This window comes from Mesorhizobium onobrychidis (genome assembly GCF_024707545.1).
Classification (GTDB): domain Bacteria; phylum Pseudomonadota; class Alphaproteobacteria; order Rhizobiales; family Rhizobiaceae; genus Mesorhizobium; species Mesorhizobium onobrychidis.
Genome location: NZ_CP062229.1, coordinates 854,458 through 879,941 on the forward strand (window position 1 = coordinate 854,458; position 25,484 = coordinate 879,941).

Genomic DNA, 25,484 nt, shown 5'->3' on the forward strand with positions numbered 1-25,484 from the left:
GGCGACATGCATTAGCGAATGCGTGCACCTGACTTGTCGAAGAGAAGCAACCGGCCAGCCTTGATCGACACCACCATGTGGTCGCCGTTCGCCCGCTGTCGCGATGCCTCGCGCTCGATGATCAGTTCCTCTGGTCCGGCATTGGCATTGGTCCCGGCACTGGCATAGACATAGCTCACCGAGCCGAGGTGCTCGGCGACATCGGCCTTGACGGCGATGTCGCAATCACCTTCGCCGGCCTCGAAGAAATGCTCCGGCCGGACGCCGAGCACGACCTCGCTGCCGACTGCAGGTGGGGCACCCGAAAGCGGCTTCCGTAGTTTGGCGTCACAATGGTTGGCGAGTTCGATGGTTACGGCGACGTCGTCGTTCCCGACCACTTTTGCCGCTATGAAATTCATCTTCGGCGAGCCGACAAAGCCGGCGACGAAGCGGTTGGCCGGGTTGTCATAGAGATCGAGCGGCGCGCCGATCTGCTCGATATTACCGGCGTTGAGCACGACGATCCTGTCGGCCAGCGTCATTGCTTCGGTCTGGTCGTGCGTCACATAGATCATGGTGACGCCGAGTTCCTTGTGCAGGCGCGAGATCTCGACCCGCATCTGCACCCTGAGCTCGGCGTCGAGATTGCTGAGCGGCTCGTCGAACAGGAACACTTGCGGTTCGCGCACGATGGCGCGGCCGATGGCGACGCGCTGGCGCTGGCCGCCCGACAATTGCCGCGGGCGCCGCTTCATCAGCTCGGCGATGCGCAGGATTTCGGAGGCCCGCTTCACCCGCCGCTCGGTGTCGGCTTTCGGGTTGCCGTTCATCCTCAGCCCGAAGCTCAGATTCTGCTCGACGCTCATATGCGGATAGAGCGCGTAGGACTGGAACACCATGGCGATGCCGCGGTCGGCCGGCTCGACATCGTTCACCAGTTTGCCGCCGATGGCGATCTCGCCGCCGCTGATATCCTCGAGCCCGGCGATCATCCTCAGCAGCGTGGACTTGCCGCAGCCGGAGGGGCCGACGAAGACGACGAATTCGCCATCGTCGACGTCGATGTTCGCGCCGTGAATGATCTCAAAGCCGCCGAAGCGCTTGACGACATTTTTAAGTGTGACCGCTGCCATGCTGATCCTATTTGATGGCGCCGGCGGCAATGCCGGCGACGAAATGGCGCTGCAAGAGCACGAACACGACGAGCATCGGCACGGTAAGCATCACGGCGCCCGCCATGATGCCGCCCCACGACACTTTGGTGAGGCCGATCAGCGTGCCGAGCGCCACCGGCGCCGTCATCGCGCCGGGCCTGGAATTGATCAGCAGCGGCCAGAGATAATTGTTCCAGGAGGCAAGGAACAGGATGATGGCGAGCGCCGCCAGCATCGGCCGCGCCAGCGGTAGTGCTACGAACAGGAAGATCCGCCATTCCTTGACCCCCTCGACCCGAGCGGCGTCGAACAGATCGCCCGGCATCATCGAGAAGCTCTGCCGCATGAACAGCACGCCGAGCGAATTGAAGAGCGGCGGCACGATCAGCGCCACCCAGGTATTGGCGAGCTTGAAGTCGCGCGCCACCATGATGAATTGCGGGATCAACACGACAGCATAGGGAAGCGTGATGGTGCCGAGGATGATCGCGACGACCACGCCCTTGCCGAAGAACTGGTAGCGCGCCAGCGCCCAGCCGGCCATCGAGGTGAGCAGCACCGACAGGAACGTATAGGTCACCGCCACCGACACGGAGATGCCGATGGCGCCGATGAAATTGGTGTCGCGCTGCAAATTGTTGACATTGTCGAGGAAATTGCCGTGCGGCAAAAGCTCGATGCTGGGACTAAAGATGCCTCTGTCGGGCATGGTCGAGAAGATCACCATCATCCACAGCGGAAACAGCCAGATCAGCGCCAGCGGCGTCAGGAACAGATGCAGCGCGATGCTGCGTCCCAATCTGGCGGAGGAACGGCGAGAAGAGGAACGCGAGCTCATTTCGGGTCCCTCGTCAGCCACAGTTGCATCAGCGAGATGGCGATCGCCAGCCCGGCCATGGTGTAGGCAATCGCCGAGGCGTAGCCGAAGTTGAGCGACTTGAAACCCTGGCGGTAAAGCAGCAGCCCGAGCGTTTCGGTGCCGCCGCCCGGTCCACCGCGCTCGGTGATCAGGAATGGCTCGGTGAACAGCTGCATGGTGCCGATGATCGACAGCACGGCGCAGAACACGATGATCGGCTTGAGCAGCGGCAGCGTGATGTAGAAGAACTGCTTGAGCTTGCTGACGCGGTCCAGCGTCGCCGCCTCGTAGACATCCTGGGGGATGGATTGCAGGCCGGCGAGCAGGACGATGGCGTTGTAGCCGGCCCAGCGCCAGGTCACCGCGATCATGATGACCGCCATCGCCGGGGTGACGTTGGAAAACCAGTCGATTCGCGGCAGGCCGACGCTGTTGAGCAGCTTGTTGATGATGCCGTAATCGAGGTTGAACATCAGCCGGAACACCGCCGAATAGGCGACTTCGCCGACCACGACAGGAGCGAAGAAGGCGAAGCGGAACAGGCCACGAGCCTTCAGCAGCGGCGAATTGAGCAGCACGGCCATCACGATCGCCAAGGTGATCATCACCGGCACCTGGATGACCAGAATGAGCAAAGTGTTTTTCAACGCGTTGAAGAAGGCCGGGTCGCCGATCAGCCGGCCCCAGTTGAAGGTCGGCGCGAACCGCCACGGCACGGTGCGCGTCGCCTGGAAGGAGATCAGGAATGAGCTGATGATCGGCCACAGCCAGAAGATCGAGAAGATCAGCAGATAGGGCGCGAGGAAGCGATACGCCGTGGCGTTCTGATAGCGCATCGTTGCCCTCCTTTGCCTCTCGTTTCTAGGTTTACCGGCCTGCTGTCGAGGTCGGCGCCGGCCTTGTCTTGCCTTCTCCCCTTGTGGGAGAAGGTGGATTGGCGCGCAGCGCCAAGACGGTTGAGGGGTGCTGGACGGAGTGCCGCTGGCGCCAAGCTGGAACACCCCTCATCCGTCGCCTTCGGCGACACCTTCTCCCACAAGGGGAGAAGGGAGAGCCGCGTGAAGCTCACTCTTCGATCGGCAGGCCGGTCGCCGAGGCGATCTGGTTCGCGGCATCGTCGAGCGCCGCCTTGGCGTCGGGGTAGCCACCGCCCAGATATTTGGTCTGCACCGCGCGGACGATGATTTCCGCGTCGCTCTGGAACGGCGTGCCGCGGCTGGGGACGACCTTGGGCAAGGTGCCGAGAATATCCTTCCACACCGCCTGGCCGCCCCAATAGGGCTGGCCTTCGGAGACATAGGGGTCATCGAGCGCCGAGATCAGCGACGGCACGAGGCCAAAACCCTTCAGCATCGCTATCTGGCCCTCGTTGGTCGCGAGGGAGTATTTCAGGTAGGCGTAGGCGGCCTCCTTGTTGTTGGACACCGAGGTGATGGCGAGCGAGGAGCCGCCGAGATTGGCGGCGCGCGGGCCGTCGGCGGTGAGGCTCGGCATCAGATAAACGCCCCATTTGCCACCGCCGTCGGGCGATTCGGTGCGTATGGTGCCCTCATACCAGCCGCCATACATCTGGCTGGCGACAGTATCGGCGGTGTTGTTGGTGATCTTGGTGCTCCAGTCGGCCGAGGTGATGATGCCGGCGTCATTCATCTCCTTGATCTTGGTCATCGACGCCACACAGGCGGGCTGATTGACGGTGATCGACTGCCCATCGGCGGCGAAATAGGCGCAGCCCTGCTCGTTGGCGATCATCCGGAAGAATTCGGAGTCGCCGTTGAAATCGGCATTGGTCATCTTCACACCAGGATTGGCCTCCTGGATCTTCTTGCCGGCGGCAATGAAATCGTCCCAGGTCTTGATCGAGGTTGGATCGACGCCGGCCTTCTCGTAGAAATCGCGGCGGTAGAACATCGCCACCGGGCCGGAATCCCATGGCATCGCATAGGCCTTGTCTTCCACTTCGAGTTCGGTGCGCTTGAAGTCGGGGAATTTCGCCTGGTCTTCGGCCGTATAGCCGAGCGTATGGAGGTCGACGAAGCAGTCCGGGAACTGGCTCCAGTAGTTCTCGGCTTCGCCGTTCTCGATCGTCACGATATCCGGCAGCCCCTCGCCGCCGGCGGCGCAGCCGGCGATCGACTTGTCGTAGGTCGGGTTGTTGCCGAGATCCTGGACCGTGACCTTGATATCGGGGAACTGCTTGTTGAAACCTTCTATGGTGGCCTTCAGCGACGAAGCGGCGACGTTCCAGCTCCAGATCGTGATTTCGCCGGATTGCGCAAAGGCCGGGGCAGAGCCCAAGGCAAGCGCGAGCGCGGCGCAGGTCAGTATGGTGCGCATTGAAATCCTCCCATTTCATTTGCTCTCTCATCGCGAGCGTGCCTAGACTAGGCACTGGGGAAGGCTTGTCCGCGACAAAAGGAATAAAAAATTGGCGGAAAGTAAGATGCCGGAAAGGCCGTTTTATCAGCCTGGCGCCAGCAGCGTGGAGGGCCTCCCGCTGCTGCTGCAGATGTTTCACACCCAGCCTCTGGTGATGCTGAAGCCGCATTGGCATGCCCAGGTCGAGGTGAATTTCATCGTGTGCGGCGCCGTGCACTACCGCATGGATGAGCACGAGATCTCGCTTTCGACCGGCGACATGTGCCTGTTCTGGGGCGGCCTGCCGCACCAGATGGACGATGCGTCGGACGACGCCGTCTATGCCGGCGCGCATCTGCCGCTGGTGCACTTCTTCCGGCTGCACCTGCCCGCGGACGTCCGCAACCGGCTGATGACGGGCGCGACATTGGTGACCAATGCCACCGACCGGTCCGACAGCGACAATTTCGAGCGCTGGAACCGCTACGTCCGGTCAGGCGATCCGGGCAAAGCCGAGCACGCCGTCAACGAACTGCTGCTGCGGCTGGAGCGGGTGCGCTTCGAACCTTACCGGCTGGTACCCGAAACTTCGATCGAGCAGGAAGCAGGCAGCCCCTTCGATCAGCAATCCCTGCGCAATGTCGGGCGCATGTGCGACTTCATCGCGGAGAATTTCCTCTACGACATCGACTGCGTGGACATCGCGGCGGCGGCCGACATCCATCCCAAATACGCCATGAGCATTTTTAAGAAATCGACCGGCATGACGCTCAACGAATATGTCAACCTGTTGCGGCTCAGCTACGCGCAGGCGCTGCTGATGCACCAGGACGCCAACGTGCTGCGCGTCGCCATGGACTCCGGCTTCGGCTCGCTCAGCGCCTTCAACAAGTCGTTCCGCAAACTGGCCGGCATGTCGCCGTCGGATTTTCGCAGGGGCGCAGGCGTCAGATAGTCGATGCACAGCGCATAGCCACACCGGTCGATGCCGGCGCGCTCGATCAGGAATGTCGCTTGTATTGTAATTTGCACTACGGTCAGCCATCTTTTCTGGCAGGAGATGCACATGGCCACCAACGCCAGTTGAGCGCCCACGCAAAAACGCACCACCGGCCGAAGCCGGTGGTGCTCTCCGGATCAGTCTGTAGGGGCAGGACCGTTCCAGGGATCCCTTCGGATCGGGCTCAAATGTCGGCTTTTCCTTGATCCGGGGCATCGGCCGAACAGATGAAGGAGCCCGCCAGCCGGGCAAGAATCTCGATCGTACAGTGCGCCGTCGCGCGCAGTGCACGATTTGCAATTCTATTCGGCAGCGTCGGGAATTTCGCCGGAGGTGTCGCCGGAAGTCGCTGCCGGGTCATCTCCGGCCGTTCTTGCCAGGAACTTGTCTAAGGCCGCCTGCAAGGACAGGGTGGCCTGCGGCGAGGCCGGCGTCGTCGAAATGACAGCCATTGCATGAGCAATTCCCCGAGTGGACTTATCCCTGGCCGCCGCAGACGTTGCGGCTCCGTGTCCCTGCGATCCAGCCGCGGCCGAGTTTCCGCCGCTGCCGTTGCTTGCGCCGTTACCCTTCCCGCCGCCATTGCCGCCGGGTCCGGCGAGGACCGGAGACGCGACAAGGGCGAGAGCGGCGACCGTTGCGAACAGACTGGTTCGAGTTTTCATAATTCCTCCTTCGAGCCGCTCTCCCGCCAGGATGGTTCCGGACCATGTATACGAGGACTCTCTAATATGATGGTCCACTACTTAGCCAGTTTGGTTTAAATGCACCTGCCCGCAAGGGACCTTGGTCCGAAATTGAAAGGCAAAGGTCCTAACTCTAATTGGGGGTATTCCGAGCAGCGAACAAAGCGGCTGCAGGCCACAGGCAGCCGGCAAGCGACAAGTTCGCTCCGTCTGTTGGGTGATGCCGTGCAGCCCAAAAACGAAAAAGCCGCGGCGAACCGCGGCTTTTCGATGCTTGATTCCCTTGGAGGAAACTGGAGCGGGTGAAGCGATTCGAACGCTCGACCCCAACCTTGGTTAGGCTATGTTTGGTCGGAAGCCGGAAATAGCGGCGCTGCTGCGATATAAAGAGGTTACAAGCGCTCGCCTTGCTTCTAACGAATTGGTCGCCGCCACTGCGGCGTGTGTCACGTCAGTCGCCGGCTGAACTCAAATCCGCGACAGACGTCCACCGGCACAAAATCGGCACAACCAGCGGCGACGGCATGCCGGCAGGATGATTCGGCTAGGTGCCGCCCGCGCACGATTGCGAGCCGGATTAATCTGAAAGCTCCCTCTTGGGCGCGGTTTGGCGAGAATGGAAGCGAAAGCCGCTAACCGCTCATCCAAGGCATGTCGATCGCCCCGAACGACACAACGATTCCGAGGGCTATTAGCGCAATGCCCAAAGCACCTTCGAAGCGACGGCTACGCTGCAGCAGCTTCTCGACGAAGACGACCAGCGTCAACAGCAGCATCCAGGCGACGCTCATGACGCCCGCGGCGACCAGCACGGCAAACAGCGCCCAGCAGCAACCAAAGCAATAGAGCCCGTGGCGCAGCCCCATCTCGAGCGCGCCAACCCGCCCGTCGCGCCAGTGCTGCGCAACGAAAGCGAGCGGCGAACGGCAATGGCTGAGGCAAATGTGCTTGAGGGTCGTGAATTGGTAGAGTCCGGCGACGCCAAGCGTGACACCGAGTGCGAGCGGCGCCCATTTCGAACGCTGAGGCGGATCGAGGCTCGTTGCAAACTCGCTGCCGAACTGGACCAGGACATACACGAGAAGGCCCGCCGCCGCCCAGACGAGCATGTAGCCCGCGACGAACATCCATGTCGGGATGGCCACGTGCTGTTCGCGCCTAGCCTGCGCCGCCGCGAACATAACGATCATGGGCGCCGCGGCCGGCAGCATCATAGCCGCCATCATCAAAGTCCATACAGCAAGAAAGGCGGCGGCGCCGGCGAGTGACCAGCCGTCGGCGGCAATTCCGGCCATCGCCATGCCGGCCATGCCTTCCATACCCTCCATCCCGCCGCGCACCGCAATGCCCATCGGCATATCCATGCTGAAGGTCTGGTAGAGCGTGAGCGCCCACGCCGCCGCTGTCAGCACGACGAGCGATGCGAGAAGGCCGAGCGGCATGCCACGCAAATTCCGGAGCCGCCACGATTTCCTGGGGAACGCGTCAGGCATCGGCACCCCTAGTTCGGGCCGGTCCAGTCGAACGGAATGTGCTTGCTCGAGCGGGCCGTGCCCGTCCAGTCGAGCCCGAAGCCTTTGGTGCTCACCTCGACAGAACGCCCCCAGGTGGCAACCTGGCCCGGGCCGACCTCCGAGCCCGGCGGGTTGATTGTCTGCACCCGCTTGCCGGGTGGTGTTGTGGGACCGGAAAGCGCTTCCGCATGCCCGACGACGAGGCCAGGAATCTCGACCCGCCAGGTGGCGAGGTCGCCCGCCACCTCGAAAGTGATCGGCACGAACTCCATGCCACGCATCTCGCCGATATTGGCGGCAAAGCCCGCCGGCCAGCCGCCGGCCTGGCCGCCGAAGATCGCCTGCAGGGCTTCGCGCTGCCGCTCGTTCGCCTTCTCGTCGAGGTACATGCCCATCACGACTTTTGCCTCGCCGGCCCATAGATTGCCTTCGAACTCGCCGAGCGCCACCAGCGTCAGGCCGTCGAGGTTCACGTCGCCATACTGACCCTCGCGCACATGCCAGGCGAGCACGCCCTGGCAGTGATTGCCGGTCGGCCGCTGGGCGAACTCACAAGGACAAGGGATGTCGCAGCTGCAGATGTCGAACCAGTCGCCTGCAAGCCGCCATTGAGGCACTGCATTCATGGCTCTTCCTCCCTGAAATTTAGAGCTAATTATACGTCGTAGGCTGGGCGCACTCCAGTAGTTCGTGCATCGCTCGCTGATTTCCCCTCCGCTGATTCCGGAAGCCCGGCCTTGCGATTGCGTGGCACGGTTCTTGCCTCCACTGCTTCAGACATGCCGGGCGCGAAGACCCTGTTCCACATCGATACCGGCGTGTGAGGTTGGGACAATGATGTCGCGTAAGCTTCTGTTCGGCCTTCCCGCAGTGTTCTTGGCCGCCGCCGTGGGGGTAGCCCTCTGGTCGTCCGTCACCTCATGGGGATTTCTGACTGCGACCCAATCCGATTCGGTCTTTTGTTCAAGCAGTCCATCGCCCGAGACCGAATCGACGTCGGCGTCGCGGACTTTGCCACCATGTCCGCCGGCCGTCACAAGGTCATAAGGAGCGCCTCGATGGCCGCGAGACTGTGGATATGGTCGCGCAGCGCATTCCTGAAAGATGTGGCCGCCGCCGGTACGTCCGCGGCCGGCGGAAAAGGCGTCGTAGCGCAGACAAAAATCGGAAACGAACATCCTCGTGCGGCCGCGGCTTGCGGTTACAGGAATCAGCTACGAGTGCGCCCAGGGAAAGATTCTGTCATGGATCGTTCGACTCAGTTGGCATCAGCCTTTCGCGAATTTGTTGCACCGCGCTACCGGCCGGAGCTCCACTATATGCGCGGCCCCGGGCCGGCCTCTGCGCGCCGCGAGAGCGCACTTAAGGCAGGCCCTCATCCCTCCTGATCTGATCTCTTGCTGTGTCACATGGGGAAGCAACTGGGCGCCTCGCTAAATGTGTCCCACGTCTTCCGGCTTGGCACCCAAGCCATCGGCTCAACCATTTCCGGTCCAGTCGGTCCGGTATGTCTCCAATTCTCCTACTGCCTGCGCCACTATCGGTCCTTGGTTGCCGTTCGCGCTTAGAATTAGAAAAAGATCGGACCGCTCGGACCGTTTCGAGTCCGAAATCACATTCCTCTGGCGCGAGCGCACCATGGAGTGCCTGATCTGTCTGGATGACCAAGGACCCGCGTGGAGTTAGCAAGAGACTGGGGTTGGTTCTTCCTCTAATTTTGGTCTGAACAACCTGACTGGAGGATCGTCGTCATGACTGCCCCACGCCCGTCCAAGACGCATATTGGAAATCATCGGCTGCATCCGGAAACTTTGATGCTGAGCTACGGCTTCGACCCTCAGCTGTCGGAGGGTGCGGTGAAGCCGCCAGTGTTCCTCACCTCGACCTTCGTGTTCCGATCTGCCGAAGAGGGGCGCGATTTCTTCGATTTCGTATCCGGACGCAAGGAACCGCCGAGCGGAACCGGAGCCGGCTTGGTTTATTCCCGCTTCAATCATCCCAACAGCGAAATCGTCGAGGATCGCCTGGCAATCTACGAAGGCGCCGAGGCCTGTATCCTGTTCTCGTCAGGCATGTCGGCCATCGCCACCACCCTGCTTGCCTTCGCCCGTCCGGGTGACGTCATCGTGCATTCGCAACCGCTTTATGGCGGCACCGAAACTTTGTTGGCTAAGACCCTGGCCAATTTTGGCGTTGACGCTGTGGGTTTCGCCGATGGTGTCGATGAATCAGCCATTCGCGCTGCGGCCGATGAAGGTTGCAGGAAAGGCCGCGTATCGGTCATCTTCATCGAAACGCCTTCCAACCCGACCAACTCGTTGGTCGATTTAATGGCTGTCGGCCGCATCGCCGACGAGATCGCCGCCAAGCAGGGACAGCGCCCGGTCGTCGTGTGCGACAATACTTTGCTCGGACCGGTATTTCAGCGTCCGCTTGACCACGGCGTTGACGTTTCCGTTTATTCCCTGACCAAATATGTCGGTGGTCATTCCGATCTGATCGCCGGCGCGGCACTTGGCAGCAAGGCCACCACCAAATCGATCAAGGCGCTCAGGGGGGCGATCGGCACGCAACTCGATCCGCACTCGTGCTGGATGCTCGGCCGCTCGCTGGAGACTCTGAGCATTCGCATGGAGAAAGCCAACACCAATGCCCGCATCGTCGCCGAATTCCTGGCCGACCATCCGAAGGTTGCAAGGGTCGCCTATCTGCCATTCCTCGGCGACGACACTCCGGCCGCGGGCGTATTCAGGACGCAATGTACGGGTGCCGGATCGACGTTCTCGTTCGACATCCGCGGTGGTCAGGCGGCGGCGTTCGCGTTCCTCAACGCCCTTCAGATTTTGAAACTTGCCGTCAGCCTTGGCGGCACGGAATCACTGGCTAGCCATCCTGCCGCCATGACCCATTCGGGTGTGCCCAAAGACGTTCGGGAACGAATCGGCGTTCTTGAGTCGACAATAAGGCTGTCGATCGGCGTCGAACACCCCGACGACCTTGTCGCCGATATCACCCAGGCGCTCGCCCTCGCCTGAAAAATGCCATGACATCCGATGGGCGGACTGGCATCCATCTCGTCGCGATTGCCGCGTCCAGGGGGTCACCCTGACCCCACCCCGGTTTTTTTGACCGGGAGGGGGCATGGCCGCTGAAAAAAGCGCGGCCGCTCCCCCGACGCTCCCCGCGACCGGTTCAGCGCTGGCAAGACGCCAGGATCAAAAGGCTTTGCGGCCCGGCACCCTAACCTGTGATGGAGTATGCCGAATATAAAGCTCCGATAGTGCCCCAGTGGAGGTCTGATCAGTCCGGCCTTTTTTCCAAGTCCGACCGCTCGGCGCCAAGCGCCATTTGAACCTGTAGTCGTCTTGTGCCAGTGTCCGCGTAGGGTATGAGGAGAGTTGGTGGAGGGGAAAAGTATGGTCCTGTACCTTGAGCACAAGGATGCGATAGCCAGGATGCTGCGCGACCGCGCACAGCAGCGCCGCACGATCTATTACAGCGAGTTGGGTGCGGCGCTCGGCATTCCAGCCCAAGGCCCGTGGAAACCAATTCTTGACGAGATCTCTCGGGAAGAAACATCAGCTGGTCGGCCGGACATCACATATCTCGTTGTCTCAAAGACTACGAACCTGCCAGGCCAAATAGGCTTTACGTCTGCGAAGCCGCCGTCGGCCGAACAAACAAAGAGGGCACTCGAAACGATCGAAGCCGTCTTCGATCACTACCACGAGTGATTCGCTACTACTTCACGCAATGCGTTGATCGCGCCCATTTCAGACGCCAGCTAGATCGGACGAGGTTTGTCGTCTCGACAACACGCGCGCTGGATGGAAGATTAGTCTGGAATGGACGTCCATTCTACTTCCCCTGTCGTGAAAGCGGCCATCCGCTGTTCACGTCTTACCCCGCGGCCATAGCATCATAAGCAACTTGATAGACACTCTTGCGGCCGTGACATCTAACCGGCGACCAACCGCCGTCGATCGGTCCTTGATAAAAGGCTAAGCCTGAGAATAGGCACTCACTCACCTCTAGACCGCCATCCGGCGCACGGCTGAGGAGACACTGCCAAAGGCCTCCGCCGCTAGTACCTCCGATTCTATCCGGCAAGGGGGAGCCTTTCCCGTGCGGTATCGGAAAAGTGAAGTAGTCATGCATTCCGATAGGCGGAGCCACTTCCACGCCGCCGACGGGGCAAAACCCGCGAAAACGCTTTAACCGCGTGAAGCCAAAGGCGGGTTTGGAATCTTCAGTCAGTGCGCTCTGAAGGCCACAGAGGCACCACAAACCGTCATCTGCAGCTGGCGGCTCGTTCAACATTCGCTCCCGACGCACAGTCAGATTTAAGAATGATTTCTTTGCTGCGAGACTGGATGGCACGATTGGAGGGAGAATTATGGCACCTAAATCTGGACCAAGCTCGTCACCTAGCCCGCGATCAATTCGCAAGTACTTCAGAGCTTCCACCGAGACGGTAGGCGCACCTGCGTTTGATGAAAGGATGAGACCCAATTCCCCTGATCTGGGCAGTACCTCTAAGACATGATGGGCTGTCAAAATTGCTCTTTTGCCTAGAACTTGCACAAGTGTGCCCGACCCTAGAAGATCTGCATCCGGCCGATCCCTGTCGAGGCGGGCGAGGCCAATCGAAAACGCAGCTACGTTCTGCTTAATATCCGAAATAAGCGAAGCCGAGATATCGGTCGGTGACAGACTTTCCATCGCTCAGGCTCGTGCCGGAGTTTGTTGGTCCTGCGCATGCAGCGGTCGATTGTGGCTACGAGCCATCATAACTGCGATCCATCAGAGGTCTTGCCTTCTCGAATGTCGCCGTATCAGTCACAATGCAACCGGTGGTGCGAATTCGGGCCACATTTACCCCTGACACTCCCCGGCGCCAGACAGCAAAAAGGCCCGGATACCCGGGCCCCTTAAGCTTTTCAAATCTAAAGAAGATCTGGAGCGGGTGAAGCGATTCGAACGCTCGACCCCAACCTTGGCAAGGTTGTGCTCTACCCCTGAGCTACACCCGCTCGCGCGGCTTTTGGGCCGCAAGCCGCGCCTATATGGCTGAAGGGCGCGGCGATTGCAACAGGGAAATCGCAGGTTTTTTGGCCGCACCTTGCGACGTATACAAGCCTTCCGCAGCGTCGATCGTGCACGGAATCAGCGCGTCGCTGCGCAACGGTCTTGTCTCGGCCGCGTCATTGGCCGTAAACGGCATGATCGAAACCGCGACAACAACAAGTCCCACAAGAAACAACATGCCGAAAACCGAAGCCGAGCTTTTCGCCTTTCTCACCGATCTCGGGATCGAGGTCTCGACCTTGCGTCATCCGCCGCTGTTCACGGTCGCCGATTCGCAGGCGCTGCGTGGAGAAATTGCCGGCGGGCACACCAAGAACCTTTTCCTCAAGGACAAGAAGGACAATTTCTTCCTGGTCAGCGTCGGCGAGGAGGCGGTGGTCGATCTCAAGCAGATTCATAATGTCATCGGCGCCGCCGGGCGCGTGTCCTTCGGCAAGCCGGAGATGCTGATGGAGCTTCTCGGCGTCGTTCCGGGGGCGGTCACGGTGTTCGGCTTGATCAACGATACGGAGTTGCGGGTCAAGGTCGTTCTCGACCAGGAGTTGATGGACCATGCGGTCATCAACGCCCATCCGCTGACCAACGAGGCAACGACGTCGATCGCCGCCGCCGACCTCGTCAAATTCGTCGAGGCAACCGGGCATGATGCTGTTATCTTGAAAGTCACGGCATGATCGCCACATGGATGACGATAAACCGACTTCTGGGTGAGAATTAAGGACGTTGCGCCGGGCCGGTGGCCGGCGGCGCGACCGAAAGGGCGACGAGATGAGCGACAACAATCAATTTGGCGGCCCATTTGGCAGCAATGGCGGACAGTATGCCACCACTGTGCAGTATGGCGGCACTGAGGCCGCCCCCGCGAAAGTCGCGCCTGGCGAGCCGTCTGTCGCCGTCGACGTCATCAAGGATACGACGACCGCCACATTTGCCGCCGACGTCATCCAGGAATCGCGGCGTCAGCCGGTCCTGGTCGATTTCTGGGCGCCATGGTGCGGGCCCTGCAAGCAACTGACGCCGCTGCTGGAAAAGGCGGTCACCGCCGCCGGCGGCAAGGTCAAGCTGGTCAAGATGAACATCGACGACCATCCTTCGATCGCCGGACAGCTCGGCATCCAGTCGATACCGGCGGTCATCGCCTTCAAGGACGGCCAGCCGGTCGACGGCTTCATGGGCGCCATTCCCGAGAGCCAGATCGCCGAGTTCATCCAGAAGGTCGGCGGCAAGAAAAATGGTGCGCCGCAGGTGGCCGAGGCGCTCGCCGCCGCCGCGGAGGCGCGCGACGCCGGCGATGTGCAGACCGCGGCGGACATCTACGACGCGATCCTGGAACAGGCGCCGGAGACGATCGAGGCGATTGCCGGGCTGGGCGATCTGCTGTTCGAGGCCGGCGATGCCGACGGCGCGGAAGCCGTGCTGGCGCGGGCGCCGGAAGCAAAGAAGGATGCGCCGCCGCTCGCCGCGGTGCGCGCCAAGATGGCGCTTGCCGCGCAGGCACAAGCACTTGGCAATCCGGCCGAGCTTGAGCGGCGCCTGGCTGAGAACCCCGGGGACCACCAGGCACGGTTCGATCTTGCCATGATCCAGAACGCCAACGGCGAGCGCATGGCCGCGGCCGACAATTTGCTGGCGATTGTCAAAGCCGATCGCTCGTGGAACGACGACGGCGCCAGGACGCAATTGCTGCAGTTCTTCGAGGCATGGGGCATGACCGACGACGCAACGCTGGCGGCGCGGCGCAAATTGTCGTCGCTGCTGTTTTCCTGAGCGCGCATCAAGCTGTTTTTGCCTGATGGCCTTGCGGTCGACGACGGCTGCGCCAGATTAGAAGGCCTGACCGATCCGTTCTTCGTTTCGTGACGATTTACGCGTCAGGTTGCGATGGGGTGTGCTGGCTTGATGCGCTTCTTGAGGAAGCGAGCGGAGGTTTGAAGTGCAGGCGGGAAACGCGCATTACCGGCTCGATACGGATTTGCCGTCGACGGTGCCGATCTTCCCGCTTGAAGGCGCATTGCTGCTGCCGGGCGGCCGCATGCCGCTCAACATTTTTGAGCCGCGCTATCTGGAGATGGTGGATGAGGCGATCGCCGGATCGCGGCTGATCGGTGTCATACAGCCCAGCCTCGACGGTGCGCGGCGTGCCGATGGCGAGCCGGAACTCTGCAATGTCGGCTGCGCCGGACGCATCATCGCGCTTTCCGAGAGCGGCGACGGCCGTTACCTGATTTCGCTGCAAGGTGTGTGCCGGTTCCGCATCGTGCAGGAACTCGCGGTCAAGACGCCCTTTCGCCAGTGCCGGTTTGCGCCCTTTCTCACCGACCTCGATGAAGATCAGGCAGAGGCCGGGATCGACCGGCCGGCGCTGCTCAAGGCATTTCGCGCCTATCTGCAGGCCAACGATCTTGAAGCCGACTGGGAAAGCGTCAGCCGCGCCGAAAATGCCATGCTGGTCAATGCGCTATCGATGATGGCTCCCTATGGGCCGGCCGAGAAACAGGCGCTACTCGAAGCGGCGGACCTGAAGACACGCGCCGAAACGCTGATCGCCATCACCGAAATGGCGCTGGCACGCGAAAACGAGGATTTCGGGTCGAGCCTGCAATAGGCGGCTCTTCCTTCTCCCCTTGTGGGAGAAGGTGGATTGGCGCGCAGCGCCAAGACGGTTGAGGGGTGTTGGACGGAGCGCTGTCGGTGCCAAGCTGGAACACCCCTCATCCGACCGAGCGGAGCCTGTCCTCGGGCTTGCCGAAGGCAAGACCCGTGGGCTCGGCCACCTTCTCCCACAAGGGGAGAAGGCAAGGCCATGCGAACCGGCGGCGATTGTCCCAGAGGATAGACAAAAATGGTGGATTGGCGTGACGGAAAGAAGGCCAATGTCGATCCCAAGCTGCTGGAATTGCTGGCCTGCCCGCTGACCAAGGGCCCGCTTACCTGGGATCCGGAGCGCGGCGAGCTCATCTCGCGGGTCGCAAGGCTTGCCTATCCTGTGCGTGACGGCATCCCGATCATGCTGCCTTCGGAAGCGCGCGCGATCCCCTTCGAGGAAGGATTGCCCCCGCGCCTGGGCGGACCGTCCTGAACGTATTGGGTGTCGGCGCTCTGCGCCGCCCCCCTCTGGCCTGCCGGCCATCTCCCCCTCAAGAGGGAGATTGTCTGTCGCGGCCGGCCTCGGCAATCTCCAACGTTGCAGGAAAGGCGCTGCAGGCGAAGCTGCCGATCTCCCCCCTTGAGGGGGAGATGCCCGGCAGGGCAGAGGGGGGCCGCTGTCCCGCGGCCTCGTTACGATCAGGCGGTTGGCTTTCGTCCGCCGCACAGTGCCTATTGAAAATTGCGCCCCTTGGGCATGACCTTCTCCGCCTTTCCCGACAGTGTCGCGAGATCCCGTTGGACAGGCGCGGCTTGTGGGGCATTTGCATCTGCAGCGCCCCTTTTACGGTTGCCATTCTCCATGCGCCCACTGGCTGAACGCTCATTGACAGGCTGGCCGGTACCGGCCTCCTCCAAAAGCACGGACAGCCAGGGCGTCAGATCCTCGACCTTCTCGGCGACGATATGGATGACGTCCGATTCCGACTGCAGTTTGCCGGTGACGCGGACCAGCCGCGCGCCCATGACAATGGGCCGGTAGCGGTTGAAGGTTCTTTCCCAGAAAATGACGTTGGCGACTGAATTCTCGTCTTCCAGCGTCAGGAAGATCGCTTTGCCAGTGCCCGGGCGCTGTCGCACGAGCACCAGGCCGGCGACGGAGACCCGCCTGCCATCCGGTACGCAGGGGAGGCGCGCATTGGGCGTGACGCCGGAACGGTCCAGCCGCTGGCGCAGAAAGGCCAACGGATGCGCCTTCAGCGACAGGCCGAGCGAACGGTAGTCGTGGACGACGTGCTCGCCGAGCGGCATTGTCGGCAGCCTGGTCGCGGGCTCGAGATCGCGCAAGCGGATCGCCGGCTGGTCGAACAGCGGCAGGGTCTCGGCGGCACTCCTGCCGTCGAGCGCGCGGACCGCCCACAAGGCGTCGCGGCGGTCGAGGCCGAGCGAACGGAAGGCGTCGGCTTGCGCCAGCTTCTCGATCTCATCGACGTAGAGGCCCGAGCGCAGCCAGACATCGCGAACGGATGCATAACCGTCGCCGCGTCTGGCGACAAACACCTCCATGCGCTCCTTCGACAGGCCCTTGACCTGGCGAAAACCCAGCCGGACGGCATGATTGGTCCGGATGACGCCGCGCATCTGGGCATGGCGGTCGAGGATGCGGGCCGGGTCGAAGGGCGCTTCCTCCAATGCGCAGTCCCAACCGGAAAAATTGACGTCGACCTCGCGGATTTCGACGCCATGGTCGCACGCGTCGCGGACAAGCTGAGCCGGCTGGTAAAACCCCATCGGCTGGGAATTCAGGATCGCGGCGCAGAACACGTCGGGATAGAAGGTCTTGAACCAGCAGGAGGCATAGACCAGCAGGGCGAAGGAGGCGGCATGGCTTTCGGGAAAGCCGTATTCGCCAAAACCCTCGATCTGCTTGAAGCAGCGCTCGGCGAAGTCCTTTTCGTAACCCCGCAAAACCATGCCGTCGACCATCCGCTTGCGATAATTGCCGATCGTGCCGGTGCGCTTGAAGGTGGCCATGGCGCGGCGCAGTTCATCGGCCTCGCCCGGCCTGAAGCCGCCGGCGACGATGGCGATCTTCATCGCCTGTTCCTGGAACAGCGGCACGCCCAGCGTCCTGCCGAGTATTTCTTCCAGTTCCGGCTTGGGGTATTCGGGCTTTTCCTTGCCCTGCCGGCGGCGCAGATAGGGGTGGACCATGTCGCCCTGGATCGGGCCCGGCCGCACGATCGCCACCTCGATGACGAGGTCATAGAATGTTTTCGGCTTGAGCCGCGGCAGCATCGACATCTGGGCGCGGGATTCGATCTGGAAGACGCCAATCGTGTCGGCACGGCAGATCATGTCGTAGACATGTTTGTCCTCGGCAGGGAGGGTGGCCAGCACATAGGGCTGGCCATAGTCATCCCGCTCATCAGGATAATGATCCTGGAGCAGGGTGAAGGCGCGCTGCAGGCAGGTCAGCATGCCGAGCGCCAACACGTCGACTTTGAGGATTTTCACCGCGTCGAGATCGTCCTTGTCCCACTCGACCATCTTGCGCTCGTCCATCGCCGTCTTGATGATGGGCACGATCTCGTCGAGCCGGTCCCTGGTGATGACGAAGCCGCCGACATGCTGCGACAGATGACGGGGAAAGCCCATGATCTCGTTGGCGCATTCGATCACCTGCCTTGTCGCTGGATCGGTCTGATCGAGGCCGCCGGCCCTGGTCTCCTTTTCGCCGAGCTCCGAGGTCGACCAGCCCCAGATCGAGCTGGACAGCGCGCTCCTGACGTCGTCCGACAGGCCCATCGCCTTGGCCACTTCGCGCATCGCCGACCGGCCCCGGTAGCTGACGACGGCCGCGGCAAGCGCGGTACGCTTGGCGCTGTATTTGGAATAGATATACTGGATGACCTCTTCGCGCTTTTCATGTTCGAAATCGACATCGATATCTGGTGGCTCGTTTCTTTCCTCGGAAATGAAGCGCTCGAAAAGCGAGTCGATCCGCTCGGGGCCCACTTCGGTGATGCCGATGCAATAGCAGACCACCGAGTTGGCTGCGGAGCCACGCCCCTGGCAGAGTATGTCCTGGCTGCGGGCGAATTTGACGATGTCGTAGACAGTCAGGAAATAGCGCGCGTAATTCAGGCGCTCGATCAAAGCGAGCTCTTCCCGGATGCGCTTCGTCACATCGGCGGGAACGCCTGAGGGATACCGTATCGCGGCTCCCTCTCGAGCCAGCCGTTCCAGTTCGGCCTGTGGCCCGAGGCCGGATTCCGTCGGTTCGTCGGGATAGTTGTATTGGAGGTCACCGAGAGAGAAGCTCAATTCGCCGGCAAAGCGCAGCGTTTCCGCCAATGCCTGCGGATGCCTGCGGAAAAGCCGCGCCATCTCCATTGGCGGCTTCAAATGGCGCTCGGCATTGGCTGCCAGTTCCAGTCCCGCTTCAGCAATAGGCACGTTGAGGCGGATCGCCGTCAGCACGTCCTGCAACCGGCGCCGTTCGGACGTATGGTAAAGAACGTCGTTGGTCGCCATCAGCGGAATGCCTGATACCTCAGCCATGGCAGCTGCCTGCTCGAAACGGAAGCGGTCGTTGCCGTGATAATCCGGTGAAACGGCAAGCCGCAAAGCCTTGCCGAAGCGATCTTTAAGCCGGCTAAGCAAAGTGAGGTCATCATTGGCGCCCGCCGATAGATCCGGCAGGACTGCCAGAGACATTAGATTGCCCCATTCGAAAAAGTCGTCGCGATAGAGAAGCGGTGCGCCCTTTTCGCTTTCGTCGCGCATATTGGCTTGCGTCAGCATGCGGCACAGATGGCCCCAGCCCTTGCGGTCCTGCGGATAGGCGAGAACGTCGGGCGTGCCATCGCAAAAAACCAGGCGGCAGCCGGGATGATAGGAAAGACCTTCCACCTTGGCCTGCTGCCAGGCGCGCACGACACCGGCCACCGTGTTGCGGTCGGCAAGCCCGATCGACGAAAAGCCCAGAAACTTTGCCGCGACCACCAGCTCCTCCGGCTTCGAGGCGCCGCGCAGGAACGAGAAATTCGACTGGATGCCGAATTCGGCATAGGGAACGACCGTCAGCGCGTTCATGCGAAGACCCCATGCATGAACCAGCGCGGCGCGGCGTGCGAGGCCCCGTAGAGACCCTGGCGGTAGAGCCAGTAACGGCGGCCGTCGCTATCCTCGATGCGGAAATAATCCCGGGTCGCCTCCTGCCCCGACGCCTCCCGCCACCATTCCGGGGCGACGCGCTCCGGCCCTTCGGCGCGCGCGACCCGGTAGAGAGCCCGCCGCCAACGGAAGTTCATCGGCGGTCCCTCAGGCATTTCGGTGGCCGGCACCTCGATCGGTTCGGGCGAACGGAACAGCCGGATCGGCCGTTCCGGCCGAAAGACAGGCTTGGAGGAAGTGTCTTGTATCTTGCCCGGCTTCTTCGGCGGAGAGACCCTTTGCGGCGCCTCCGCATAGGGAAGCGTGGCGACGGCGCGCTCCGGCAGATGACTCTCGACGGCAACCGGTTTCAAAACCGCGCTGTCGCCGAGTCGGGCGCGGATGCGGTCGGCGAAAAGGGCGATATCGGCGCCGTCATCGCGCGTCTCGCCGGCGAGATCCGCCTGCTGCATGTCGAAGGCCGCGGCCGACAGGACCGAGAGGCGCACGAGATCGAAGCCATAGCCGGCATCGATGTCCTGTTCGAGCGCGGCAAGCCTTTCGTGGAACAATTTCTGGATCAGCAACGGCTCGCGCAACGGCCGCGACGTGCCGACGGCGATGCGGCTGACGGCGCCGTCGACGCGGAAAAGCAGCAGCGCCAGCCTTCTTGCGCCCTCGCCGCGGCGCTCGAGGTCCGCCTTCAATGTCGTCGCCAGCATTTTCACCAGCCGCTCTATTTCGTCGGTCAGCATGACGGGTTCTGCGAGATGGCGTTCGACCGAAAGCGGCGCGACCGGCAGGCGCGGCGACACCGCCTCGTCGAGGCGGCCGAGCGCCTGGTCGAGGCGCAAAAGCAGCGATGTGCCGAAGCGGCGGGCGAGCGGCGCGCGCGGTGCTGCCATGACGGCGCCCGCCGTGCGCAGGCCGACGCTTTCCAGGCTGGCGCGGATATCAGGCTCGATGCGCAGCGCCGCCAGCGGCAAGGGTGCGAGAAGCGCTTCCTCTTCGCCGCAGGGGACGATGCGGTCACTGGCAAACCGTGCCGCCGCCCAGGCAGCACCTGGTGTGGCGGCAAGGCCGGCGCGGACATCGAAACCCTGATGGAAAAAGCGCGACAGGATGTCGTCCAGCATCGATCGTTCGCCGCCGAAAAGATGGGTGCAGCCGGTGACGTCGAGAAACAGGCCGTCGGCCGCGTCGATCGCCACCAGCGGAGTGTAGCGGTCGCACCAGTCGGCGAGGCTTTCGAGCAGGCGGCGATCGGCCTCGGGATCGGCTTCCACCACGTCGATCGACGGATGCATGGCGCGCGCGTCGGCTATGCCCATGCCGCGCTTCAGGTGAAGCGCCTCAGCCCGCTCGTCGAGGGCGGCGATGCGCTGCGCGTTCCCCTGGCGATGGCTGATCACCAGGGGCAGGTGATCCGATCGCCGGGAACGCCAGGACCGCCCCAGACGCTGCCGCAGGATCCTTTCCGCGGCGAGATGCGGAAACCACAGGGACAGGATTCGCTGCCCGTTCTTCCCCGGGCCTTCTTTCCTCGAAACTGCGTTCATCGGGGTTCCACTCCAGTGTGAATTGTCCTGGCAAGGCCGTGCGGCTCTTGCCGATGCTGACGGTGAAGGCGGGGCGGCCGATCGAGCCGGCGAGCGGCCCGGCGATCGTCTCGCGTGGTGCCGACGGCGCCGCCGACAGGACGAGGCGGACGGGTGCCGCCGTCGGCTCGGGTTCGCCGGCCTGGCGCAGCAGGAACACCGGCCGGCCGGCATTCTGTGCCCGGGCGTGCAGCCGCCGCGTCGCCGTGAGGTCCAGCCGCTGCGGACTGCCGCGGATTTCGAGGATGACGGCGGCGAGCGCCGTCATCCGGGCGGCCTCCTCGGCGGTCCACAGCGCGTCGAGGAGCCTTGGCGCCTCGGAAAACAGCAATTGCTCCGGCTCGATGCCGAAAATGGCGTGAAGCCCTCTGGCATAGGGAAAGCCGGCTTCGCGGAAGATCTCCGCGGTGCCGATCCACAGGACCGGCAGTCGCGGCCCCTGTTTGAGGATCAGGCTGACGAGCGACAGCGTGAAGCCGGCGACGGCCCCGGCATCGCGGGTGGCGGCGCCATAGATCTCGCTCAGCGCCGCCTTCGGCAGGCCGCCGCTGAGCGCAGTATCGAGACCTTCGGCGCCGGTGCGCAGAAACGCATCGGGCGGCGCCACGGCGAGGCCGCGGCGGACGATTGTTAGATCCCGGGGCGTGACATCCGCATCAACGGGAGCTGCGCCGGCCGGCGCCTCCAGGCGCTCGGGCAGCGTTCCCTCGATCTTCGCGATCTGGCGGCGCAGGGCAAAAACAGTCTCCCGCGCCACGGCGCTTGTCGCCATGACGGTCAGCTTCCACTCACAATTGTTCCTGTTATGTTCTCTAGGATTCCAGAGGGCGCCCGAAGAGTCAAGCGGAGTCATGGGGAATTTATTCCTGCCCGCGCCGGGACGGCAAACCGGCCATTTGCCGAGTCCGGCTCGAAAGCCTATATGCCGGGATCAGAAGGACAAAGCATGGCCCGCATCTACAAGACCCGTACCTGGCACGACGAGCTTTCGCCGTCGATGGAGGAAATGGAGTTCCTGGCCTTAGAGGCTTACGCCCATCTGCCGGAGGAATTTCGCAAGCTGACCGGCGAGATTATCATCCAGATCGCCGAATTTCCGACCGACGAGATCATGGACGACCTGTCGCTGGAAACGCCTTTCGACCTGCTCGGCCTGTTCGAGGGGCGCGGCATCGCCGAGCGCTGGAATCCGCAGACCGGCGAGGGGCCGAACCGCGTCACGCTCTACCGCCGCGCCATCCTCGACTACTGGGCCGAGAACGAGGAGACGCTTGGCGATATCGTCACTCATGTGCTGATCCACGAGATCGGCCACCATTTCGGCCTGTCGGACGATGATATGGAGCGGATCGAAGAGGCGGCGGAGTAGGCTGTATTGATATTCAGGTGATGCCGGCCTGCGAACGGCAGTTCCCTGCGCTTCCGGTGCTCACGTACCCAAAGTACGCTCCGCTCCGGTTCTCGGGAAACCACCATTCTCGGCGCGGCCTGACCTGAATCTCAACACACCCTGCGTCGGAGCCTTGCAAAATCTACCAATCGCTGAGCTTGGTGTTGGGTCCGTATTCCTGACCCTCGATATCCTTTACCACGGCCTGGCCGCAGCGCATGGCCTTGGCCTCCATGTCGTAGGAATAGGTCGGCGAGCCGAACAGGTGCCAGCCCTTGTTCAGCGCTGCCGTCACCTTGTGGCAGAAGCTGGAATCGTCCGGACCGGACAGAAAGCGGTAGAGTTTCATTTTTCATTCCTGTCGTGAGTTGCCAATCATGCCCCGATGGCGGCCGCCTTCGCCAGCAGTTTTTCGGCCTGCGCCAGATGCAGCCGTTCGACCATTTTTCCATTCAGCGCAATGACTTGCCTGCCGGCATTTTCGGCAAGCGCGAAGGCATCCTTCACCGAGCGTGCCTCGGCCACCGCTTCGGCAGATGGCGCAAAGGCCCGGTTCGCGGCATCGATCTGGGCCGGGTGGATCAGCGACTTGCCGTCAAATCCCATGGCGGCCGCTTCCCCGCATTCGCGCGCAAAAGCGTCCAGATCGCGAAAATCGTTGAAGACACCATCGAGCAGGTCGAGGCCGCCGGCGCGCGCGGCGAGCACCATCTGCATCAGCCACGGTGAGAGATAGCGCCGGTCGGGCGTGGCGAGAATGCCGGTCTCCTTGACCAGATCGTTCGTTCCGGCAACGAAACAGACCAGCCGCGAGGCCGGATCGCGGCCAAGCTCGGCAATCGGTCCGATGTTGAGCAGAGCCTTGGGCGTTTCGATCATCGCCCATAGTTTCACCTCGTCGGGTGAAAAATTGTCGTCGAGCACGTCGCCGGCTTCCAGAACATCGCGCGGCGTGTCGACCTTGGGCAGCAGGATGGCGTCGGGCTCGCAGCGTGCCGCAGCCAGCAAATCGTCGGCGCCCCATTCGCTGGAGAGCGGGTTGATGCGAACGGCCATCTCGCAGCGCCGGCCGGGGCGATTGGCGAAGATGCCGGCCAGTTTTTCCCGCGCGGAAACCTTGTCGGCTGGGGCGACGGCATCTTCGAGATCGACGATGACGGCATCGCAGGCCAGCGATGAGGTCTTGGCCAGCGCCTTGTCGTTCGAGGCCGGGACGTAAAGCACCGAGCGGCGCGGGCGGTAGGTTTCAGTCATCTCAGATCTATGCCGCCTGCGGCCGGTCGAGGCAAGCGGTCTTGGCCTGCACGAAAACTGCATAAAACTCCCGAAAATCTCCTCCGACGCGCCTCGCTGCCCTCATTTCGGCCGGCGATACAGGCGGTATGCAAGAGCGAGAAAAGCCCCGTTGGTCCCTGCCGTACCGCCTCCGCAATGACGGTTGGTGGCTCGTCGATCCACCCCGGCCGCACGGTTCGGCGACCCTCTTCCCCTTCATCCGCAAATCTCCGCCCCGGTATGCCGGCCGGATCAAAGCCGCCGAGAAAATCCGATCATGACATCGTTCCTTACGGCCGCGCCGAGCTATTGCGCGCGATTCGGCGTTGCCGTCCTGCTTGCCGCGCTGGCGGATTTCTTCTTCTATGGGCAGTCCGTCGGCATCACGTTTTTCCTGTTCGGCATCACGCTTGCCGCCGCAGCCGCGGCGATCCAGCCGTCGGCGCTCAGCGCCCGCGGTCTGTGGCTCGGATTCGCCGCCTTGCTTGTCGGGCTGCTGCCGCTTATCGAAAATGTCAGTGCGCTGTCCGTCGCGATCGGGCTGGCGGCGATGGCCGGCTTTGCGCTTTCGCTGGTCGGCCGGCTGCGGCGCGGCGCTGCCCGCATTGCCGGCCAGGTCGCGCTCTTCCTGCTCGCAGCACCCTTCCGGTTCGTGCACGATTTCTTCCGCTGGCGCAAGGCAGCGCGGCGGTTGGGTCGGCGGCGCATCCGCCTTGCGGCGATCGCGGTCTGGATCATGCCGCTGACCCTGGGCGCAGTGTTTCTCGCGCTGTTCGGCGCCGCCAATCCGGTCATCGAATACTGGCTGTCGCTGATCGATCTCCTCGCACTGCTCGACCTCATCCAGCTGCCGCGGCTGGCCTTCTGGCTCCTGGTGCTTGCCGGCGTCTGGGTCTTTTTGCGCCCGCGCCTGCCGTGCTTTTTGCGCCGCATTGCGCGTCGGGTGTCACCTGTCCCTGTCAGCGGGGTGACGACGCCGACAAAACCCGCCAAGGCGATCGAGGACATCATCTTCGGCAAGGCCGCCATTCTTCGCGCGCTGGTCGTCTTCAACATCCTGATCGCGGTGCAGACCGTGCTCGACGCCACCTATCTGTGGGGCGGCATCGCGCTTCCCGACGGGCTGACCTACGCCGCCTACGCGCATCGCGGCGCCTATCCATTGATCGTCACCGCGCTGCTGGCCGCAGCTTTCGTCCTGGCGGCGTTGCGGCCGGGCAGCACGACCTCCGGCGATCCGTTCATCCGCCGGCTGGTCTATGTCTGGGTGGCGCAGAACATCGTTCTGGTCATCTCGTCGATCCTGCGGCTCGAACTCTATATCGGCATCTATGCGCTGACCTACTGGCGAGTCGCCGCCTTTGTCTGGATGGGGCTGGTGGCGGCGGGCCTTGCCCTGATCATCGCCCGCATCGCGCTCGGAAAATCCAATGAATGGCTGCTTTCCGCCAATCTTCTGACGCTTTCGATGACGCTCTATGCCTGCTCCTTCATCAATTTCGCGGCGCTGATCGCCAATTACAATGTCGAGCACTCTTTCGAAATGACCGGTCAGGGCACCGAGCTCGATTTCTGGTATCTGCGTTCGCTCGGTCCCAGCGCCTGGCCGGCGCTCGACCGCTTCCTCGAGCATCAGGGCAGGACGAATGCGGCCAGCGTTCCCTCCTACCGCGAACTCGCCCGTTTGCTTGGGCAGGACAAGGCCCGCTACCGCGCCGGCCGAGAAAACTGGCGCGCCTGGAGCTTTCGCGACTGGCGGCTCTTTCGTACTCTCGACACACGTATCCCATTCGTGGTTCCTCAGGGCTCCGAAACCTTCGCGCCGGGTCCCTGATC

General features: G+C 62.5%; 23 protein-coding genes and 1 tRNA gene. 9 read left to right on the forward strand and 15 right to left on the reverse strand.

Going from position 1 to position 25,484, the window contains the following annotated elements; translation table 11 throughout:
• Nucleotides 1–11 precede the first annotated feature (11 nt).
• The 4 genes from IHQ72_RS04045 to IHQ72_RS04060 all read right to left on the reverse strand — a co-directional run bounded on the left by IHQ72_RS04045 (nucleotide 12) and on the right by IHQ72_RS04060 (nucleotide 4,332).
• Nucleotides 12–1,115 carry an ABC transporter ATP-binding protein gene (locus tag IHQ72_RS04045; RefSeq protein ID WP_258121285.1) on the reverse strand — a complete coding sequence of 368 codons (1,104 nt, stop codon included), beginning with the start codon at nucleotides 1,113–1,115 and terminating at the stop codon, nucleotides 12–14.
• Nucleotides 1,116–1,122: 7 nt separating this feature from the next.
• Nucleotides 1,123–1,974, reverse strand: a complete 852-nt coding sequence (locus tag IHQ72_RS04050; protein WP_258121286.1) for a carbohydrate ABC transporter permease — start codon at nucleotides 1,972–1,974, stop codon at nucleotides 1,123–1,125.
• Nucleotides 1,971–2,831 (reverse strand): carbohydrate ABC transporter permease, encoded by an 861-nt coding sequence (locus IHQ72_RS04055; protein WP_258121287.1) that lies wholly within the window; start codon nucleotides 2,829–2,831, stop codon nucleotides 1,971–1,973. The genes IHQ72_RS04050 and IHQ72_RS04055 overlap by 4 nt, the downstream gene beginning before the upstream one ends.
• 229 nt (nucleotides 2,832–3,060) lie before the next feature.
• Nucleotides 3,061–4,332 (reverse strand): ABC transporter substrate-binding protein, encoded by a 1,272-nt coding sequence (locus IHQ72_RS04060; protein WP_258121288.1) that lies wholly within the window; start codon nucleotides 4,330–4,332, stop codon nucleotides 3,061–3,063.
• 106 nt (nucleotides 4,333–4,438) lie between these two features.
• On the opposite strand from IHQ72_RS04060, the gene IHQ72_RS04065 reads away from it, so the two are divergent.
• Complete coding sequence (locus IHQ72_RS04065; RefSeq protein ID WP_258123724.1) at nucleotides 4,439–5,308, forward strand: helix-turn-helix domain-containing protein; 870 nt, start codon at nucleotides 4,439–4,441, stop codon at nucleotides 5,306–5,308.
• 347 nt (nucleotides 5,309–5,655) lie between these two features.
• Here the strand turns inward: IHQ72_RS04065 and IHQ72_RS04070 are convergent, their stop codons facing one another.
• From IHQ72_RS04070 to IHQ72_RS04085, 4 genes are all read right to left on the reverse strand, one after another.
• Nucleotides 5,656–5,805 carry a hypothetical protein gene (locus IHQ72_RS04070; protein WP_258121289.1) on the reverse strand — a complete coding sequence of 50 codons (150 nt, stop codon included), beginning with the start codon at nucleotides 5,803–5,805 and terminating at the stop codon, nucleotides 5,656–5,658.
• Nucleotides 5,806–6,671: 866 nt separating this feature from the next.
• Nucleotides 6,672–7,481, reverse strand: a complete 810-nt coding sequence (locus IHQ72_RS04075; RefSeq protein WP_258121290.1) for a DUF2182 domain-containing protein — start codon at nucleotides 7,479–7,481, stop codon at nucleotides 6,672–6,674.
• 59 nt (nucleotides 7,482–7,540) lie between these two features.
• Nucleotides 7,541–8,179: a DUF1326 domain-containing protein gene (locus IHQ72_RS04080; RefSeq protein WP_258121291.1), complete on the reverse strand. Its 639-nt coding sequence runs from the start codon at nucleotides 8,177–8,179 to the stop codon at nucleotides 7,541–7,543.
• A gap of 147 nt (nucleotides 8,180–8,326) precedes the next feature.
• Entirely contained in the window at nucleotides 8,327–8,731 is a 405-nt protein-coding gene (locus IHQ72_RS04085) for a hypothetical protein (protein ID WP_258121292.1), read from the reverse strand.
• 573 nt (nucleotides 8,732–9,304) lie between these two features.
• Between IHQ72_RS04085 and IHQ72_RS04090 the strand changes: the two genes are divergently transcribed.
• Complete coding sequence (locus IHQ72_RS04090; RefSeq protein ID WP_258121293.1) at nucleotides 9,305–10,588, forward strand: cystathionine gamma-synthase family protein; 1,284 nt, start codon at nucleotides 9,305–9,307, stop codon at nucleotides 10,586–10,588.
• Nucleotides 10,589–11,008: 420 nt separating this feature from the next.
• A complete protein-coding gene (locus IHQ72_RS04095; RefSeq protein ID WP_258121294.1) occupies nucleotides 11,009–11,287 on the forward strand; it encodes a hypothetical protein in 279 nt (92 codons plus the stop codon).
• A 1,224-nt stretch (nucleotides 11,288–12,511) separates the two neighbouring features.
• On the opposite strand, the gene IHQ72_RS04100 is transcribed toward IHQ72_RS04095, so the two are convergent.
• Together IHQ72_RS04100 and IHQ72_RS04105 are read right to left on the reverse strand one after the other, a co-directional pair.
• Nucleotides 12,512–12,586, reverse strand: a tRNA-Gly gene (locus IHQ72_RS04100).
• A 29-nt stretch (nucleotides 12,587–12,615) separates the two neighbouring features.
• On the reverse strand, nucleotides 12,616–12,819 hold the full coding sequence (locus IHQ72_RS04105; protein WP_258121295.1) for a hypothetical protein: 204 nt from the start codon (nucleotides 12,817–12,819) through the stop codon (nucleotides 12,616–12,618).
• Between IHQ72_RS04105 and IHQ72_RS04110 the strand changes: the two genes are divergently transcribed.
• The 4 genes from IHQ72_RS04110 to IHQ72_RS04125 all read left to right on the forward strand — a co-directional run bounded on the left by IHQ72_RS04110 (nucleotide 12,818) and on the right by IHQ72_RS04125 (nucleotide 15,720).
• Nucleotides 12,818–13,315, forward strand: a complete 498-nt coding sequence (locus IHQ72_RS04110; RefSeq protein WP_258121296.1) for a prolyl-tRNA synthetase associated domain-containing protein — start codon at nucleotides 12,818–12,820, stop codon at nucleotides 13,313–13,315. The genes IHQ72_RS04105 and IHQ72_RS04110 overlap by 2 nt on opposite strands.
• 94 nt (nucleotides 13,316–13,409) lie before the next feature.
• Nucleotides 13,410–14,408: a thioredoxin gene (gene trxA, locus IHQ72_RS04115; protein ID WP_258121297.1), complete on the forward strand. Its 999-nt coding sequence runs from the start codon at nucleotides 13,410–13,412 to the stop codon at nucleotides 14,406–14,408.
• A 166-nt stretch (nucleotides 14,409–14,574) separates the two neighbouring features.
• Complete coding sequence (locus tag IHQ72_RS04120) at nucleotides 14,575–15,246, forward strand: LON peptidase substrate-binding domain-containing protein (protein ID WP_095495673.1); 672 nt, start codon at nucleotides 14,575–14,577, stop codon at nucleotides 15,244–15,246.
• 237 nt (nucleotides 15,247–15,483) lie between these two features.
• Nucleotides 15,484–15,720, forward strand: a complete 237-nt coding sequence (locus tag IHQ72_RS04125; RefSeq protein WP_258121298.1) for a Trm112 family protein — start codon at nucleotides 15,484–15,486, stop codon at nucleotides 15,718–15,720.
• A gap of 239 nt (nucleotides 15,721–15,959) precedes the next feature.
• Here IHQ72_RS04125 and IHQ72_RS04130 read toward each other — a convergent pair whose 3' ends face one another.
• From IHQ72_RS04130 to IHQ72_RS04140, 3 genes are read right to left on the reverse strand one after another with little or no spacing between them, the layout of a single operon-like run.
• A complete protein-coding gene (locus IHQ72_RS04130) occupies nucleotides 15,960–19,325 on the reverse strand; it encodes an error-prone DNA polymerase (RefSeq protein WP_258121299.1) in 3,366 nt (1,121 codons plus the stop codon).
• On the reverse strand, nucleotides 19,322–20,797 hold the full coding sequence (locus IHQ72_RS04135) for a DUF6504 family protein (RefSeq protein WP_258121300.1): 1,476 nt from the start codon (nucleotides 20,795–20,797) through the stop codon (nucleotides 19,322–19,324). The genes IHQ72_RS04130 and IHQ72_RS04135 overlap by 4 nt, the downstream gene beginning before the upstream one ends.
• Entirely contained in the window at nucleotides 20,739–21,755 is a 1,017-nt protein-coding gene (locus IHQ72_RS04140; RefSeq protein WP_258121301.1) for an ImuA family protein, read from the reverse strand. The genes IHQ72_RS04135 and IHQ72_RS04140 overlap by 59 nt, the downstream gene beginning before the upstream one ends.
• 174 nt (nucleotides 21,756–21,929) lie before the next feature.
• Between IHQ72_RS04140 and IHQ72_RS04145 the strand changes: the two genes are divergently transcribed.
• A complete protein-coding gene (locus IHQ72_RS04145; protein ID WP_127314839.1) occupies nucleotides 21,930–22,352 on the forward strand; it encodes a metallopeptidase family protein in 423 nt (140 codons plus the stop codon).
• 163 nt (nucleotides 22,353–22,515) lie between these two features.
• On the opposite strand, the gene IHQ72_RS04150 is transcribed toward IHQ72_RS04145, so the two are convergent.
• Both IHQ72_RS04150 and IHQ72_RS04155 read right to left on the reverse strand, forming a co-directional pair.
• Nucleotides 22,516–22,722, reverse strand: a complete 207-nt coding sequence (locus tag IHQ72_RS04150) for a DUF1737 domain-containing protein (RefSeq protein ID WP_095495667.1) — start codon at nucleotides 22,720–22,722, stop codon at nucleotides 22,516–22,518.
• A gap of 26 nt (nucleotides 22,723–22,748) precedes the next feature.
• Nucleotides 22,749–23,627 (reverse strand): HpcH/HpaI aldolase/citrate lyase family protein, encoded by an 879-nt coding sequence (locus IHQ72_RS04155; protein ID WP_258121302.1) that lies wholly within the window; start codon nucleotides 23,625–23,627, stop codon nucleotides 22,749–22,751.
• A 298-nt stretch (nucleotides 23,628–23,925) separates the two neighbouring features.
• Between IHQ72_RS04155 and IHQ72_RS04160 the strand changes: the two genes are divergently transcribed.
• Nucleotides 23,926–25,482 carry a DUF4153 domain-containing protein gene (locus IHQ72_RS04160; protein ID WP_258121303.1) on the forward strand — a complete coding sequence of 519 codons (1,557 nt, stop codon included), beginning with the start codon at nucleotides 23,926–23,928 and terminating at the stop codon, nucleotides 25,480–25,482.
• The last annotated feature ends 2 nt before the right edge of the window (nucleotides 25,483–25,484 follow it).

Bases quoted from the DNA above. Each gene is read 5' to 3' on its own strand.
- IHQ72_RS04045 (WP_258121285.1), bottom strand. From the start codon at position 1,115: ATGGCAGCGGTCACACTTAAAAATGTCGTCAAGCGCTTCGGCGGCTTT.
- IHQ72_RS04050 (WP_258121286.1), bottom strand. From the start codon at position 1,974: ATGAGCTCGCGTTCCTCTTCTCGCCGTTCCTCCGCCAGATTGGGACGC.
- IHQ72_RS04055 (WP_258121287.1), bottom strand. From the start codon at position 2,831: ATGCGCTATCAGAACGCCACGGCGTATCGCTTCCTCGCGCCCTATCTG.
- IHQ72_RS04060 (WP_258121288.1), bottom strand. From the start codon at position 4,332: ATGCGCACCATACTGACCTGCGCCGCGCTCGCGCTTGCCTTGGGCTCT.
- IHQ72_RS04065 (WP_258123724.1), top strand. From the start codon at position 4,439: ATGCCGGAAAGGCCGTTTTATCAGCCTGGCGCCAGCAGCGTGGAGGGC.
- IHQ72_RS04070 (WP_258121289.1), bottom strand. From the start codon at position 5,805: ATGGCTGTCATTTCGACGACGCCGGCCTCGCCGCAGGCCACCCTGTCC.
- IHQ72_RS04075 (WP_258121290.1), bottom strand. From the start codon at position 7,481: ATGCCGCTCGGCCTTCTCGCATCGCTCGTCGTGCTGACAGCGGCGGCG.
- IHQ72_RS04080 (WP_258121291.1), bottom strand. From the start codon at position 8,179: ATGAATGCAGTGCCTCAATGGCGGCTTGCAGGCGACTGGTTCGACATC.
- IHQ72_RS04085 (WP_258121292.1), bottom strand. From the start codon at position 8,731: ATGTTCGTTTCCGATTTTTGTCTGCGCTACGACGCCTTTTCCGCCGGC.
- IHQ72_RS04090 (WP_258121293.1), top strand. From the start codon at position 9,305: ATGACTGCCCCACGCCCGTCCAAGACGCATATTGGAAATCATCGGCTG.
- IHQ72_RS04095 (WP_258121294.1), top strand. From the start codon at position 11,009: ATGCTGCGCGACCGCGCACAGCAGCGCCGCACGATCTATTACAGCGAG.
- IHQ72_RS04110 (WP_258121296.1), top strand. From the start codon at position 12,818: ATGCCGAAAACCGAAGCCGAGCTTTTCGCCTTTCTCACCGATCTCGGG.
- IHQ72_RS04105 (WP_258121295.1), bottom strand. From the start codon at position 12,819: ATGTTGTTTCTTGTGGGACTTGTTGTTGTCGCGGTTTCGATCATGCCG.
- trxA (WP_258121297.1), top strand. From the start codon at position 13,410: ATGAGCGACAACAATCAATTTGGCGGCCCATTTGGCAGCAATGGCGGA.
- IHQ72_RS04125 (WP_258121298.1), top strand. From the start codon at position 15,484: ATGGTGGATTGGCGTGACGGAAAGAAGGCCAATGTCGATCCCAAGCTG.
- IHQ72_RS04130 (WP_258121299.1), bottom strand. From the start codon at position 19,325: ATGAACGCGCTGACGGTCGTTCCCTATGCCGAATTCGGCATCCAGTCG.
- IHQ72_RS04140 (WP_258121301.1), bottom strand. From the start codon at position 21,755: ATGGCGACAAGCGCCGTGGCGCGGGAGACTGTTTTTGCCCTGCGCCGC.
- IHQ72_RS04145 (WP_127314839.1), top strand. From the start codon at position 21,930: ATGGCCCGCATCTACAAGACCCGTACCTGGCACGACGAGCTTTCGCCG.
- IHQ72_RS04150 (WP_095495667.1), bottom strand. From the start codon at position 22,722: ATGAAACTCTACCGCTTTCTGTCCGGTCCGGACGATTCCAGCTTCTGC.
- IHQ72_RS04155 (WP_258121302.1), bottom strand. From the start codon at position 23,627: ATGACTGAAACCTACCGCCCGCGCCGCTCGGTGCTTTACGTCCCGGCC.
- IHQ72_RS04160 (WP_258121303.1), top strand. From the start codon at position 23,926: ATGACATCGTTCCTTACGGCCGCGCCGAGCTATTGCGCGCGATTCGGC.